At 35.5% G+C, this 17,126-nt stretch carries 10 protein-coding genes; 6 read left to right on the forward strand and 4 right to left on the reverse strand.

Annotated elements, in window-relative coordinates; all coding sequences use genetic code 11:
• Positions 1-66: 66 nt before the first annotated feature.
• Complete coding sequence (locus ACE1OF_RS06585) at positions 67-378, reverse strand: hypothetical protein (protein WP_448893459.1); 312 nt, start codon at positions 376-378, stop codon at positions 67-69.
• Between the two features lie 436 nt (positions 379-814).
• On the opposite strand from ACE1OF_RS06585, the gene ACE1OF_RS06590 reads away from it, so the two are divergent.
• The 3 genes from ACE1OF_RS06590 (at position 815) to ACE1OF_RS06600 (ending at position 5,630) form a co-directional block, all read left to right on the forward strand.
• The gene (locus ACE1OF_RS06590) at positions 815-2,929 is read left to right on the forward strand and encodes a TonB-dependent siderophore receptor (protein WP_448893460.1); all 2,115 of its coding nucleotides are present in this window, start codon (positions 815-817) and stop codon (positions 2,927-2,929) included.
• Between the two features lie 79 nt (positions 2,930-3,008).
• Positions 3,009-4,199: a DUF1624 domain-containing protein gene (locus ACE1OF_RS06595; RefSeq protein ID WP_448893461.1), complete on the forward strand. Its 1,191-nt coding sequence runs from the start codon at positions 3,009-3,011 to the stop codon at positions 4,197-4,199.
• A gap of 255 nt (positions 4,200-4,454) precedes the next feature.
• Positions 4,455-5,630: a serine hydrolase domain-containing protein gene (locus ACE1OF_RS06600; protein WP_448893462.1), complete on the forward strand. Its 1,176-nt coding sequence runs from the start codon at positions 4,455-4,457 to the stop codon at positions 5,628-5,630.
• A 164-nt stretch (positions 5,631-5,794) separates the two neighbouring features.
• On the opposite strand, the gene ACE1OF_RS06605 is transcribed toward ACE1OF_RS06600, so the two are convergent.
• Positions 5,795-7,720 (reverse strand): PKD domain-containing protein, encoded by a 1,926-nt coding sequence (locus ACE1OF_RS06605; RefSeq protein ID WP_448893463.1) that lies wholly within the window; start codon positions 7,718-7,720, stop codon positions 5,795-5,797.
• 311 nt (positions 7,721-8,031) lie between these two features.
• Here ACE1OF_RS06605 and ACE1OF_RS06610 point away from each other — a divergent pair, with 311 nt between their 5' ends.
• Together ACE1OF_RS06610 and ACE1OF_RS06615 are read left to right on the forward strand one after the other, a co-directional pair.
• Positions 8,032-10,065, forward strand: coding sequence for a tetratricopeptide repeat protein (locus ACE1OF_RS06610; protein ID WP_448893464.1), 2,034 nt, complete (start codon positions 8,032-8,034; stop codon positions 10,063-10,065).
• Positions 10,066-10,606: 541 nt separating this feature from the next.
• Entirely contained in the window at positions 10,607-11,392 is a 786-nt protein-coding gene (locus ACE1OF_RS06615) for a DeoR/GlpR family DNA-binding transcription regulator (RefSeq protein WP_448893465.1), read from the forward strand.
• A gap of 237 nt (positions 11,393-11,629) precedes the next feature.
• Here ACE1OF_RS06615 and rhaI read toward each other — a convergent pair whose 3' ends face one another.
• Positions 11,630-12,922, reverse strand: coding sequence for an L-rhamnose catabolism isomerase (rhaI, locus tag ACE1OF_RS06620; RefSeq protein ID WP_448893466.1), 1,293 nt, complete (start codon positions 12,920-12,922; stop codon positions 11,630-11,632).
• Positions 12,923-12,956: 34 nt separating this feature from the next.
• Positions 12,957-15,149 (reverse strand): bifunctional rhamnulose-1-phosphate aldolase/short-chain dehydrogenase, encoded by a 2,193-nt coding sequence (locus tag ACE1OF_RS06625; protein ID WP_448893467.1) that lies wholly within the window; start codon positions 15,147-15,149, stop codon positions 12,957-12,959.
• A 551-nt stretch (positions 15,150-15,700) separates the two neighbouring features.
• Here ACE1OF_RS06625 and ACE1OF_RS06630 point away from each other — a divergent pair.
• On the forward strand, positions 15,701-17,077 hold the full coding sequence (locus ACE1OF_RS06630) for an FGGY-family carbohydrate kinase (protein WP_448893469.1): 1,377 nt from the start codon (positions 15,701-15,703) through the stop codon (positions 17,075-17,077).
• Positions 17,078-17,126 lie beyond the last annotated feature (49 nt).

Genomic DNA, 17,126 nt, shown 5'->3' on the forward strand with positions numbered 1-17,126 from the left:
AGCACAAAAGTGATCATTTACAAGTGATACTAGTGATCAAAGCTTAATGAGAATAAGCGATCAAAGTTAATGCAATTGGGTGATCAAAGCTGGAGAGAATATGCATTGTCCAAGCTTCAATTCAATAACTGCAATGTACTCACCAGAATATGTTGCTAATATATCAATTCTACCGTCAGTATCTTTGCTTGAACGTCCTTGTTTCAGTGTTAACTCTTCTTCTATGATCTCAACGCTATCACTTGCGAATACATCATTATCTAAACCTAACACACCTTCATTTTCAACTAGATAGGATTCCATTGAAAGTTCACGTTTAAAATTAAAAGGCTCTAGCTGTTCATCATTTGCGGTAAAGTGACGGTGAATTTTTGTCAATGCCTTATCCTTAAGATAATTGATTAAGATATATGCAAAATAATAACAAGTTTATGTTATTCAATCACTAACCAGATCAATTAATATTAAGTTTTTAAAAACACCAGATAAAACAGACTATGTTTTCATAAACTACCTTAATTTATTAACTACTAATATTTTTCTATTAACTAAGTTAAGGTAATTACTGTCTGCTTTATCTGGCTTTAAATTTAACAAAAAGTATAAAATGAAATTATAGATTTTGAAATAACTACAGTGGTTTGATTACTGAGTTATAGACCCACAATAAATCAAGAATAGTAGTGTTACTTTTATCTAAAACCTACAAATTACTTAAATTTTGATTACTTGTATTAGTTTAAGTTTTTCTTAGTAATTACGATTGCAATGTTATAACATATCGCTTTCGATTTAATTCCCTAGAGAGATTCTCATGAAGAGATCATTTTTATATTCACTCTTAATCATTTCTAATAACACAATAGCCCAAAACATTGTTAATCAAACGCCAGAGGCTAATGATGATATAGAACATATTGAGGTGAAAAGATTGTGGCAGCCGTACCGAGGTAATGTTCCATTAATAGAGACACCACAAGCAGTAGACAGAATAAATTCTGATACTCTAGAAAACGAAGGTATTAGCCGTTTTATGGAAGCGCTAGATCTTTCGCCAAGTATCATAAGGCAGAATAATTCTGGTGGTATGTTTGATAGCTTTGCCATTCGCGGTTTCTCAGGAGACGAAAATAACCCAACAGGTTACCTTGTTAACGGCTTTAACTCTCGTGGTTATAATGGCAATAGAAGTACAGCTAATATTGAAACAATTGAAGTAATGAAAGGCCCTGGCTCTGCATTGTACGGCCAAGGTGAACCTGGCGGAACGATTAATATTATAACAAAAAAACCTCAGTTTGATGAGCAAGGATATATTCAGGGAACATTGGGGAATTTCAATAAGAAACAAGTCGAATTTGATTACACTAACGGACTTAATGATGAAGTTGCTTACCGTTTAAATAGTTCTTACGAAGATTCAGATACTTACCGTGATAATGTATATCTTAAAAGTTTTCACTTAAGCCCTTCAATATTATGGAATATTTCTAACACCACCAATATTAGTTATGAAATGGAAGTATTAGATCAGGAAAAGCCTTTAGATCGTGGCATTTTTATACTCGATAATGATTTTAACGCGGCCGATTCTGATAATTTCTATGGTGATATAAGAGATGGCGCACACAAAGTTAAAGCTTTAGGGCACCAATTAATTTTAAATCATCATGTTAGTGACAATTGGCACCTATTATCAGGAGTTGCCTTTAGAGAATCATCATTTAAAGGAATCTCTTCAGATACTGAACTTTCTAGCGGCCGACAGTTGATTTACACAGACCCTAACACTTTATCAAGGCAAAGAAGAGAACGTGATTATCAAGCACAAGATTTGTCTGTTCGCTTTGAATTAAGTGGTGAATTCAAACTTGGCAGTTTAACTAATAATCTACTCATAGGGGTTGATTACTACAACTATGATTTAGATACAGATTATAAAGTATGGCGAACAGCTTGGGATTCAGGTGACACTACCTACTCAATTGATCCTAAAATCCCTGATTACACTCAACTTCAGCCAAGCCCATTACCTAAAACACAAACAGCTGAAGAACAAAAGGGCTTAGGGTTATACGCACAAGATTTTATTGATTTAACAGAAAAATCTAAATTATTAGTAGGGTTTAGAGTAGATAAATTTAAGCAGGATATATTCAATAAGTTAAGTGGATTAACTCAAAAACAAGAACAAACTGAAATAACACCACGTGTTGGTTTTGTTTATCAAACAAATAAGCATATCAATTTATATACAAGCTATGCTGAAGGGTTTAGACCAAACTCTGGACTTGATTCTGATAGACATGCATTTGAACCAGAAGAAACAGTATCCTACGAATTAGGCGCTAAATGGCAAGGTATCGCTGATCGTTTCTCTGGTAGCATCGCTATATTTAACGCTGAAAAAACCAATATGCTAACGGCAGAGCCAGACACTGGACTTTCTGCAACTTTGGGTGAAGTTGAAAGCCGTGGAGTTGAATTTCAATTAAGTTCAGAATTAACGGCCAGTACAAGCATTGAACTTGCCTATACTTATACCGATGCTAAAACAGCTAACGACGTAATAAATTCTGACTGGGGCGTGCCAATTCCTAAAGGTTCGCGTTTAATTAATGTTGCGGAGCATATCGGCCATATTTCATTAAGGCATTATACAAGCTTAATGGGTAAAGAAACCTACTTAGGGGCTACGGTCAATTATGTGGGCGATCGTTTAGGTGAAACAACTGACCCAAATTATATATTGCCATCATACACTTTAGTTAATTTATCGGCGTCAGTAGAGTTAAGCGATCAAGTTAGTGTTAAGTTTGATGTTAATAATTTGTTTGATAAAGAGTATTTCGACAGCTCTTATCATAAGCTATGGACTATGCCAGGTACTCCCGTTAATTATAATGTAACAGCAAAGTACCAGTTTTAACTCTCTTATGTTTAGCTATTATTTATAAGGCGTTATGCACTAAATAATAGCCCCCAAATTTTTAAACGGTTGAAAATAAATGACAGCAAAACCTAATCTAGAACCAGCTTTATCACATCAAGCATCACAACAAAATACCATAAAAAAACGAATTGCCTCTATCGATATTTTGAGAGGCTTGGTAATGCTACTGATGTTAGTAGATCACGTACGTGAACGCTTTTTCTATCATCACAACGTAACCGACCCAATAACAATTGATGAAACCAGTACAAGCCTGTTTTTCACACGGATTACCGCCCACTTTTGCGCCCCCGTATTTGTTTTTTTAACAGGCTTATCTGCTTGGCTTTATGCACACCCTGCCAATAAACAGCCACGTTCAGCTCAAAGTTTTTTACTTAAACGTGGTCTATTTATTATTTTGATAGAAGTTTCCTTGATTAATTTTTCATGGTTTGGAAACTACAATGCTCTTTATTTACAGGTAATGTGGGCTATAGGTCTAAGCATGGTTACACTTGCATTACTCACTAAGTTACCTCATTGGCTTATTGGTTTACTAGGCTTTACTATCGTTTTCGGACACAACACTCTTGAGTTTATTAACTTTCAACCCAGTGAAACTGGCTACACGCTGTGGACTATTTTGCACGACAGAGGATTCATATTTACTAGCGATACATTTAACGTAAAAGCTTCATACCCTGTATTGCCATGGATAGGTACTATTTTACTTGGTTATTTTATTGCCCCTACTTTTTCAGTCTCAACTAAAACTAAGCAGCGTATTCAAACACTGTTATTATCAGGCTTTGCTTGTATAGTGCTTTTAATCCTTTTAAGAGGTTTTAATATTTATGGTGAGAGCATGCCTTGGATTACTGGCGAAAACTGGATAGCTTCATTTAAGTCTTTTATTAACTTTACTAAATACCCGCCTTCTCTTGACTTTTTATTGTTTACTTTAGGTATTGCCTTAATCGTCTTAGCAATACTTGATAACATAAATAATAAGTTCACCAAAGTAGTAGAACATTTTGGTACCGCACCACTCTTTTTCTACATACTCCATTTATATGTTTTGTTAGGTAGTTATCGGGTTTTGGTAGAATTGTTTGGCAACACAAAAGGTGAGTATTGGGGAGTAGACCATGTTTGGCAAGTGTGGTGTATTGCCTTGGCTCTAGCTATTTTACTTTATTGGCCAACCAAAGCGTTTGGACATTATAAAAAACAGAGTTCAGCAGCATGGATAAAATACTTTTAACCATTTAATTAACAAGTTTAAGTGTATAAAGAGCATCGTTTAATGTACTACTTGTTGGCTTGTAATCAGTATATTGCCAGTGCAACTCTGGCAATATACATCATTTGGTTTGAGAAAAAATAGTAAAAACTTAATGTAACTGTTAAGACTTTTTTATTGGTAAAATAAAAATTATTTTAATGGCGTTCATGAGTTTTTCACTATTTATTTAACAATAAATTAGCTAGACTCGATTTTTTTTATTAAAGGAGGTTCGTGTTGACCCGAGTATATTGTCTTTTTTTGTTAACGCTATTTATATCATTTTCTTATGCCGATACGCTTAAGGACTTTAATCGCGAATTTTCAATACATGTTGCCGAAGAACTCAAAAAATACAATATTCCAGGTGGCGCTTATGTCATTGTAAAAAACAATAAGGTAGTTTCCTTAGAAACATTTGGCCACATTGATAAAACAAAACAACAAAAAGTTGATAGCAATACGGTATTTCGCTTGGCTTCTGTATCTAAAACTTTTGCTTCAACCATTACTACCATGCTCGCACAAGAACATGTGCTTAACTTATCAGACCCTATTACTAAATATGTACCTGACTTTTCTTTGGCTAAAGAAGGTGCAGCTGAAAAAATTCAATTAAAGCACATTCTCAGTCATTCCAGTGGTTTAATGCCTAATGCTTATGATAATTTACTGCATGAAAACTGGAGTATGAATAAAATTATCAATCGCTTTGATCGCATTACTCCCATTTGCCAACCAGAAAAGTGTTACGGTTATCAAAATATCACTTTCGGGTTATTACAACCGGCCATTGAAACTAGCCAAGAAAAAAGCTATTCCACGTTACTGACAGAAAGACTATTTTCGCCTTTAAAAATGGATAACAGCTCCATTGGCCTTAAGGCTTTTCAGCAACACATCAACACCGCTAAACCCCACGTTTTAAGAAAAACTATTTTAACTAATAAACAAGACAAGCAAGGTAAAAGAGTAAAGCAATATATTTGGCGCACTGTAAATGTAGAGCCTGATTTTTATAAAGTTGCGCCGTCTGCAGGTGTTAATTCAAGTATTTCCGATTTAGCAAAGTGGCTAATTGCAAATTTAGGTCATAACCCTGATGTATTATCGCCAGCACTGTTAAGTGAAGTGACAACGCCAAGAATAAAAACTAAAAAAGATTTACGTAGAAAATATTGGCGAGAGCATTTAACTGATGCTCATTACGGTTACGGGTGGCGTATTTATCAACTTCAGGGGCAGAAAATTATCTATCATTCAGGTTGGGTAGAAGGTTTTCGGGCTGATATTGGCTACTCTCTTGAATTAGATATGGGATTTGCGATACTTATCAATGCCGAGGCCAATGTTATTAATCAAATATCTAGTGAATTTTGGTCACAAACACATAAAATTTTAAATCTATAATCATGCAATGACATTGTTAACAACAGGTGTTTATACTGTTTTTTTGTCTTCCCTCTTAAGTAAAAACTTCATGCTCGGTAGTTATTTTGCTGCTCCATAAAAAAACTAGCAACTACCCTATCATCGGTAAGTTGCTAGTGTGGAAAAAATTTTAAAAATATCCATTAAGGCATAATCAGTTCATTTTCATTATCTGAATTGGTAACACGTGTTAAGCTATTTGCTGTTATAGTATTTAAAAAATAGATCTCTGTCTGTTCAGGTAATTCTGGTAGTTGTGGTACAGGGTCTATTGTATGTGAAACATTACATAGTACATTAGCGCCAAAACCTAAGCAGTATATATTTGTTAAATTACTTGAAACCTCAAATGTACCAAGTACAGAACCTGATACAGCCGAAATTGCATCTACAGATGTTACCTTAGCACCTGCAAAGCCACCCGCCGTATTAACAAGATTAAAACCTTCAGCAAGCAAAACTGTTTTACTATTATCGTAAGAATTAGTAGTGCTAGTGTCGAAACTGGTATCCCAAGCAGCGCCAATCCATGCAGCAGTCGGTGTTTCTTCTTTACTCCCCCCCGTTTCATTAACTACGCCAGCAAGAATGGGGATTATACTAACTTGACCTTGGTTCACTGCCATATTCCTAATATTGTAGTAAATGTAAGTATTATTAACTTCCATTAGCACAATGTCATTGTCACCAGTTGCAGCAGCAAGGCTTATTGCTGTACCGCCAGTTTTTGGAATTGATTTGACTTCTTTTCCTGAGCCATTAACTCCAACTTGATATATAATATTAGAAACACTCGGTGTAACAATTTGGATGTCATCAGTTTCACTTGTTAATACTGTTGCCACGCTAGTGCCGTCAGCAGGAAATTGATAGAGTGTGTTACCTTGGCCAAAATAAACCATGCTACTGTCACTTGCAGCAACCGTAATATGAGTGCCATTTGTAATTGTAAATATAGCGGAAGATAATGTATTATTGCTAATATTATATGAAAACAATTGGTTATCTATTTCAAGCAAATAAAAATTTTCTGCTATTTTTAGTTTATAGCTAACATCATCTACAACCGCTACAATAAAACTACAATCGGTAAAGTTAGCATCACAGCGTTGTAATATTCCATTATCAATCACTAACCAGCCTGAAATTTCCCCTGTATTTTCATCAGTAATATTAATCACTGGTGTTTTAGCGATAATAGGCGATTGAGTAGCGTCCATGTCAATAGTGACCATTTTCCAAATATCGTCAGTAGTGTCACAGATCTCATCTATGCCAGATAAACGATACACATATTGCGATTTTTCTACATTGGCAAAGTCTGATATAACACCACCATCAACCAAATCACACACTTGATGTGCTAAACTTTCATTAGAAATCTGAACTGGTGTATGAGAGCCACTTTTTAGTGCATTTATTTTATATAATCCCCCATTTTTTTTAGGGTAAACAACGGCGTAGTTATTCACATCACTGATAATTTTAGTGGTTCCGTTGTACACTCCTGACCTTACTAAACTTTCACGTTGTGTTGGTAAAGTAATACCAAATAATGAGTCTGTAACAAGGTTTTCAGTGGCCTCAATGAGAGTTGGTGAATTAGGATTGGATGGGTCTACCGAGCTTAAACCATGCGTATAAAACAACAGCGTTTCTGTGTCTACCACTGTGCTACTAGTATTATCTATCGTGATATTAACTGTGTCAGTAACACTAGCGCCATCATTGTCAGTTACTGTGAGGCTAAACTCTAATTCTTCTGTATTTTCAACTTGGTGAGCAATAAAGGTTGGGTTACTAATTTCCGTGGCTGATAACATCACTGATGTGCCCGATATCTGCTGCCATAAATAACTTACTGAACCTTCAATATCATTGCCACTTCCTGACAGTTGCACCGTACTGCCTTCATCTATCGTTTGATCAGCTCCAGCATTAATAGTAGGAAGAGTATTTGTAGCAGGTATGGATGTGTCACCTCCTCCATCACCCTCATTTCCACCACCTCCACAGGCAGATAAAATAAAAAGGCAAGTTAACAACAATACGTTTTTGAATTTATTCATGTTTGCTCCTAGCATTGTATCTATTCAACATTCTAATAATGTAATAAAAATAAATTTATCTGTGCCAACCATACAACCAAAAAAGTCAACAAAATTTCTCTGTAAAACAAAAAGTGTTCCCACATTTATTATTATTTTCTTTTAATAAAAACCATTAAACACTAGCAGACTACTTTCATTATTACATCGACACTTATCGACAATTAAAGCTACTTAAGAGGTGTTAAGATGAATGATAATTAGTTACTATTTATTTGTTGCCTAATTAAAAGGAGCCAACAACAAAAAAATGCTTGAGTATAAGGACTACCATGACAGATAAAACAGCAGTCAAACGTCGAAAACGCGGTGTAAAAGCATCTCGAGTAAAACTTGAAAAAGCACTTATTAATGCAGGTTTTACAACGCAAGCAGCTTTAGCAAAACACATAGCAGAAATTGAAGGCACTGACTCAATACCCAAGGATATTGTCAATAGGGTATTCAGAGAAGTGTCTGTATCCCCACATACTTTAGAACGTGTAGCCAATGTATTAGGTGTTGAAGCTTACACCCTCTATCTTACCAATGACAATTTTCAAGCTGCTAATATGACATCTAATAATGCAGATAATGAAGACAATAGCCATGATATTCTTAAAGTAACAGCCAATAAACCAACATATACCCCGTATTGGAAATACTCATCCATAACCGTCGCTTTGCTAGTTTTCTGGGCAAGTATTTTTTTTATTTTGCAAATAAAAAAAGTGTCTAATGAAAATACCTTAATAAAACTTCAAACATTAATTCCTTCGTTAGGTCCCCCCACTAATAAGTATTCATTGGCGCTTAGATCTTCGCCATCAATAGAATCCACGGCCGAGAAACTTAAGGCATTGCTGAAAAAAGATTTTAACGTGGTGCCTAGAATATACAAACTAGATGAAAACAGCATACAAACAGAAAATATTGAACGCTCAAGCCAAGTAGATATGATTATCAACATGCAGTTATTTAAGTTGGGGCGATTCTGGCTAGTAGAGTCATCTATTCTTAAATATCCAAACAAGGTGATTTTAGCCAGGGAATTACTGACAAAATCAGAGTGGTTATCATTGGGGGAGGAATATACAAAACAACTTGTTCATACGCTTAATACGCTTATTCAAAAGGGCTATACTCAACTACCTAATGAAACACTACCCAGTTTAGAATATTTAACACTTATTGGTGAAGGTTTGTCACTCTTAGATGAATCAAGTGATTTCAACAAAATTAAACAAGCGCAAAGTAAGTTTCTTTTAGCAAAAGACATTAATGAAACATTATCACTGGCTAAAGCTGGGATTTGTCTAACCTACTTATATGAAAGTTGGACTGGTGATGAAAAAACATTACTAACGCGTGCTAGCCAACATTGTGAAGAGGCAAAACAAGGTGAAGAAAACTCAATAGTTGCAACCGCAAATGGCTTTTTATTACGTAGAACGGGGCGATTAACTCAAGCCTATACATACGTTGAGCAACAATTAAATCAAATACCTAAAAGTGTAGATCTACTTATCGAAAAAGGTAATATACTTTTAGAGCTATTTCGACAAACGGGAAAGAGCAACAAGCAATTAGAACTTGCTAAAAAGTCATTACAGCAAGCCTCCTTATTAGCACCTAATTTATGGAAAAGTTATTTTACTTTAGGATTAGTAGAATGGACTCTCGGACATCAACGAGCTGCAATTGAGGCAACATCTGTTGCAGCAAATCTTAACCCTAATGATCTTGTTCTATCAAATATGGCTACCTTAAGTTTTTGTATCGGTGATATAGAGCCTACCAAAGCATATGTACAGCAAATACTACTAAAGCAACCTGACTCTTATCTAGGTTTAGAAAAAATGAGTATGCTACATTATTATGCTAACGATTTTCAGGCTGCAATAGATTATCGTCTTCAATCCATTGCTAATGCTGGGGAATCGAGTATTCATGAAATGTGGGGGGCACTAGCAGATGCATATCATTTCAATGGAGACATAGAACTTTCAATCCAAACTTATGAAAAAGCATTACAAATTATAGATAGAGAATATGCTCGAGGAAATCAAAACCTATCGCATCAGGCCTTCAGGTTATATTACCAAATAAAACAACATATATTAGATAACAAGCAATACCCCTTAAATGAGTCTGTAAATACAATACTACTATCACTTGCGAAGCAACATAACACTCTCGATAGCTCAACCATTGCGCGTATTGCGTTAAGTTTTTTTTATATGGGCGAAGACGCATATGCTAATAAATATAAACACTTGGCAAGTACTCGGTGTCCTGTCTACCTACAACTTCCTGATTGGCAATAACAGGTTGTAGCTCAATACTTGAGCTTTCTCTTTTAACTGCACGCTAGACTATTGTAAATTGAACTGATAAAAGATGCTGAAATTATTGATTTTTGAATAAAATGCAGTTTGCAGCCATTAAGCATTGATTAGATACTTATATATGACCTTTAGATAAAATATAACCAAGTCACCATGTACGACGTACAACAAGAAAAAATAACATACCTAAACAAATATTACTGCTCAACTCTGCTAAAACTTAAATTAAAATGCACTAGTCATGGTTAAGGAATAAGTATTAGGCTTAAAATCGTGCAGTAAGCTAAAAAATTTAGTACAATTATTGTATAAACCATTAATTTAACTAATCTTTTGGTGAAAAAACATTCTTTTACGCTAAGTGATTGAGTAATGTGAAATTTTAATTTTAAAACACCACAGGGCAAAATACCTAACTTTGAATCATTTGGTAGTATATGAGAAAATATTACTAATTATGATTAAATTAAAATGATGGGAATGAAGCAATAAAGCCAAGCCCTAATTTATGGACGACTCCATGTTAGAAATACAAAGACAACAATTATTGTTAGATATACTCGATGAAAAACAATATATAACAGTAGCTAAACTAACAGAATTATTAAATAGCTCGGAAGCAACAATAAGACGTGATTTAGTAAAATTAGACAAACAAAAAAAATTAGTAAGAATTCATGGTGGAGCGCAAGCAATAGCCTCTAAGACTAATGGCAATAGCCGTAAATACATTCAAGGAGATGCTTTTTGGGTTGCTAAAGAAACTAAAACTGAAGTCAAAAGGTTGATAGCACAAAAGGCCACAGAGTTATGCCTTGAAAATGAATCCATTATCATTAACGGTGGCAGTTCAACTTTTATGATGGGTGAATTTTTACAAGATAGAAACCTAAATATATTAACCAACTCTTTTGTATTGGCGCAGGTGTTAGCTGAGCAAAGTAATAACCAAGTTTCTTTGCCTGGCGGTGAAATATATCGTAAGCAAGGTATTATCTTAAGTGCTTATGATAATGATACTACACAATATTACAGTGCAAGTAAGATGTTTATGGGAACACCGGGAATAAGTGATTTTGGTGTTACTGAATCAGATGCCTTATTAATTCGTTCTGAGCAAAAACTAAGAAAACAAGCAGAAAAATTAATTATCTTAGCAGATAGCTCTAAGCTGGGTAATCGTAGCAACTTTATTTTTTGTCCATTAAATCAAGTTGATATTTTAATTACAGACAACAAAGCAGATAAGCGATTACTTGATAGTTATTCTGATGCAGGTCTTGAAATTATTGTTGTTACACCATAATTTACGCTTAAATATTGATACGCCATTTTAAACCTGTAACAATTTTTGTTGTAAATACAATTCATCAATTACTCTATATATTCACCGTATGTGATAAAACTGCTCAACCGAATAAGAGAAAAATAGGCCACATACATAACAGCTTGAGATGTTTTCAAAATATTAAACATAAAAAAATCCCTAAACGAAAACTTGTTTAGGGATTTAGGAAATTAGCTAGTTATGTTTGTAAAGGGGTTAAACAATACCTGAGCCATTACCCCCTGTAGCTGGTCTAATTTTAGCAACTGATCCACGGTAATCTGCAGCACGATATGTAGCAATAGGGTCTATTGCTCCACCTTTTCTGGTACGTGCCATAGCTAAAATAGGTGAAACATCTATGTTGAAAGCATTTTTCAACGTATTACTTGCCATTAACGCATCATTGTTGGTTTGATATTCCGTTAACTTAGTACGATCAACTAATAACGCTGAAATATATGAACGTTGCACACTCGCTGCTGAGTTCATTAAGCTTTCAATTGGATCGGTTACATTATGAGATTGATCTAACATATAGTTAGGTGCAAAACCTGCTTGCTTGCGGTACTCAGCATCAACTAATTCATTAAAAATAAGGAACTGCTGATATGGGTGTAAACTACCACTGTCTAAATCATCATCACCATATTTAGAATCATTAAAGTGGAAGCCACCTAATTTTTTAAATTGGATCAAACGTGAAACTATCATTTCAATATTTACGTTGGGTGCATGGTGACCCAAATCCACTAATGATTTAGCTTGTGAACCTAATTCCATAGCCGCTAAGATATTACTGCCCCAATCTTGAATAATGGTTGAATAAAACGCTGGTTCAAACATTTTATGCTCAATATGCAGCTCCCAATCACTTGGTAAACCCGCATAAATTGTTTTCATGCTTTCTAAATAACGTTCAAACGCACTTTGAAAGTGTTGTTGACCTGGATGATTTGAACCATCACCAACCCAAACGGTTAACGTTTTAGAACCTAATGCTTTACCCCATTCAATACAATCTAAGTTGTGCTGAATGGCTAAATCACGCGATTCTTGGCTAGTGTTACTTAAACTACCATATTTAAAGCTATGTTCTTGATCTGGTTGGTCTTGGAATGTATTCGAGTTAATTGAATCCCATTTTAAACCTAAACTATCAGAAGTTTGCTTTAACTCACTAAAATCATCGACTTTATCCCAAGGGAAATGCGGCGATACACGCTCAGTACATTGTGATAAATCATTGATAACAGCACTATCTTCCAACTTTTCCCAGATGTTGCGTGGCTCACCAAGCCCAGGGAAACGCGCAAAACGCGTTCCGCCAGTACCTGTTCCCCAAGAAGGAATAGCAATTTGAAATGTTTGAGCTTTTTCAGTGATAGCTTCAATATCAACACCTTGACGAGCTAATTTATTTGCTAATGCATCATAATCATCTTGTAATGCAGGTATTAAATTTTTATTTTGTTCAGCGATTAACGCTTTATCAATACGTTGTGTCATTTTTTAAATCCCCATCTATTCTATTACTTCAAGCCTAACGCAAGAAGGCTTCGTGTAAACCACCATCAACACTAATGATTTGCCCGGTAGTTTTGCTTAATTGGCCTGACACCATTAAATAAGCTGCTTCAGCTTGGTCTTCTGGTGTAATAGGTTGTTTTGTTAATGTACGTTGTGCGTAGAATAAAGCTAATTTATCACGTAATTCATCATCTGAATCCGATGAAGAAAACTCAACATTGTATTTATCTAAAGAAGCAATCACACGGTCTCTTGGAAACATGGTACTACCTTTAACCACCGTTGCTGGTGCTAAACCGTTTACATTAACTAAAGGAGAAAGCTCGACTGCTAATTCACGTACTAAGTGGTTTGCAGCTGCTTTAGATGTATCATAGGCTAATGAACCTTTCTTAGACACAACAGCATTAACGCTAGTGGTTAAGACCATAGCGCCTTTTAAACCTTGGGCTTTCCAGATTTCATTGGCTTCAGTACCAACAATATAACCACCTTTAACATTAACCGCAAAACTAACATCAAACTGTTGATCATTGCTCATACCAGCTTGGCCTGGCGCTAAAAATACACCTGCTGTAACGATAACTTTATCGATACCACCGTATGCCAAAACAACTTGTTCAAACATTTTCTGAACACTTTCACGTTCTGTAATGTTAACGGCTTGCGCAATCGCTGGACCACAACCTGAAATACCAGAACCTGCAACACCAATACCTTGGCCGTAAATAGCAGTTAATTCATCAGCTGTTTGTTGTGCGGCTTCAAAACGTAAATCAGCACAAACTACGTGGGCACCTTCTCTAGCAACTCTAAATGCAGTCTCTTTACCAATGCCATCTCCAGCACCAATCACAACAACAATATCACGTGCTAATGGTGCCTCTTTAGGCATACGCTGCAATTTAGCTTCTTCAAGTGCCCAGTATTCTATATCAAAGGCTTCTTGTTGTGGTAAGGCTGTATACTCACTGATTGCTTCAGCACCACGCATCACTTCAATTGCACAATTGTAGAATTCAGTAGTAACACGAGATTCAGATTTGTTTTTCCCCCAACCGATAATACCAACACCTGGAATTAAGATAACAGTTGGGCTTGGATCACGCATTGCAGGTGAATCATCTCGCTTACAAGCATCGTAATACGCTTTGTAGTCGATACGGTATTGTTCAATACCAGCATTTAATTTTTCTACTAAAATGTTAAAATCGTCAGTTGCGGGGTTAAAATCAACATACAATGGTTGGATTTTAGTACGTAAGAAATGATCGGGACATGATGTGCCTAACTTAGCTAAACGAGGAGCATCAACACTGTTGACAAAACGTAATGCTGTTTCATCTGACTGTACTGTACCAATAAATTTAACCTTATTAGATAATATACCGCGAGCAACAGGTAAGAATTTAGTTAATAATGCTGTCCGTTTTTCATCCGATAAGCTTTCAACTTTAGCGCCGCCAAACGTCATTTCACCTTTATCGTGCTCTTCAATATAACTTGCCGCTGTTTCAATTACCCATAAAGACATTTCGTAACAACTTTTACTTTCCGATTCCCAGTTAGTGTGTCCATGTTGACCTAATAGAATACCAACACTCTCTGGTTTTACCGCGTAAGCTTCTTCACAAACTTTAGCAGCTTCCCAACCTGGACGCATCCATGGCACATAAGCCATTTTACCACCCCAAACTTTTTCAGTCAGTGCTTCTTGATCTTTACAAGAAGCAATAGCTATAACGGCATTGGGATGTAAGTGATCAACGTGTTTATCAGCAATCATTGAATGTAAAGGCGTATCGATTGATGATGCTCGGGGGTTCAAGCAAAAGTTACAGTGTTTATACATACCAATCATGGCATCTTCACCTGCTTGCTTGTAGCCTTTATCATCACGTGCTTGATAAGTTGTATCTAAGGCATTTAATTTACCTTGATATAAAGAAGAAAAGTTTTCAACTTTTGCTGTACGTAAATCACCGCCAGAGCCTTTAACCCAAAGTACTTCAACTTGTTCACCCGTTAACGGATCAGTTTCCATTAATTTTGCCGAAGTATTACCACCACCAGTATTGGTTATACGCTGATCAGCACCTAATATGTTTGAGCGATAAACTAAGCTATCTACTCCAGTTAAAGACTTTGCTTCTTCATCATTCCAAAGATAATTAACGTGCTTAAATTTATCATTATTTCTCGACATTTAGTTATATTCCTATTTTGCCATTAACACATTTCTTTAAAAAATTACTAAATAAATAATTTTTAATTTAATTTAATGTCGTCATTAAAACACCGAAAACAATCATTTTCAATCACTTTCTTGCATTCAATTTAAATTTTATGTATTTTATTACCTGTATTTAGCAATGATCATATATTTCTTGAATAGTTTTATACAAAAACAATCATAAATAGTAATTTGAAAACACATAAAGATAAATAGTCAAAAGTTTGAATACAGTCTATCTCCACCGAGTATGCTTAAACCAGCACGGCACGTTGCCACGAGTTATGCACACAAACACGTAGCATGTATGGGTTTATTATTGGAGCATTTTTTTGTTGGGGTTTTCAGCGTTACTGATAGCCAAATATCGACACAATCAGATAATTACATAACCTTATTATTTGACCTAGTTTGTTGTATTTATTTCTTCAACTTATTAGGTTATCAATAGCAACAAAAATCATGCTACTTTTATTAACTATCTGCTTTACAGTAAAAAACAGAGATCTCAGGGGCTCAATTAGATGTACACATTTATATTCGATATTGGCAAAACTAATATCAAAGGCTACGTGCTAAACGAACAAAGTGAAACCGTTTGGACTGAGTCACAAACAAACACTTCAGTTAAAGGGCAAGACTATACCTATATTGATATTGAGAGTGTAGAAAACTGGTTATTAAGCGCCTTAAAAAAGGCCAACCAAAGGTTTAACATTTCAGCCATTAATATCAGTACACATGGCGCGTGTGCAGTATTGATTGATCAAGAAAATAAACTGTTAATGCCAGTTATGGATTATGAATGTGAAACTCCTGAACAAATATCAGCAGAATATGATCTAATCCGCCCTGCTTTTAACCAGTCATTTTCACCTAATTTATCAGCTGGCTTAAATTTAGGTCGCCAATTATGGTGGTTGAAAAAATATAACCCTAAAACATTTTCTAACGTTAAACACGTATTCATGTATCCGCAATATTGGGTTTGGAAACTTACTGGCATAGCTGTTAATGAAGTTACCTCGCTAGGCTGTCATACCGACTTATGGTTACCTGAACAGCAAGATTATTCATCACTAGTCGATAAACTAGGCATTCGCCATGCAATGCCACCATTAGTTGCGGCATATGATACTATTGGCGGGTTATCAAATAAAGTTCAAGCACTTACTGGTATTAATCAACCTTGCCAAGTTTTTGCTGGTATTCATGACTCAAATGCCAGTTTTGCCCGTTATTTAAGTAATAATATTCATCAAGAATTTACCGTAGTAAGTACTGGTACATGGATTATAACGATGTCAATGGGCGGTAACATAAAACGCTTAAATGAAAAAAAAGACATGCTTGCTAATGTTTGTGTGTTAAACCAACCAATCGCTTGTGCGCGTTTTATGGGGGGCCGTGAATTTGAACTTATCTGTCAACAAACCAGCGCTAATGCCACCGATAACGTTAGTATTACTGATATTCAAGACTTGATCGATCAACAACTATTTGCATTACCTGCGTTTGAACCTGGCAGTGGGCCTTTCAGAGGAAGCCAAAGTAAGATCACCGCAACACCTGAAAATGGCAAAGCATTAGCCACCTTATATTTAGCGTTAATGATAGATTATCAACTGAGTCAGCTTGACGCCAAAGGCGATATTATTTTTGGTAGTACGTCAAAGAAAAACCCATTAATGTGTAGCATTATTGCGCAACTAAGACCACAGCAACGTGTTGTATTATCAGGGGATAATGCCAGTACCGTAAAAGGTGCTTGGGTATTAACTAACTGGCAAAGTTGGTGTAACCGCGAAAAAGAAATTAACGATACCGCACATTCACCTCAACTAGCTAACCTGAACGACTACAGAGCCAAATGGTTAACGGCAATTGAAGCGAATCAATAAGGACATTACGCGGTTATTGAAAGCATTAAAGCACAATAACTGCGTAACA

The sequence above is a fragment of the Colwellia sp. E150_009 genome (genome assembly GCF_053543955.1).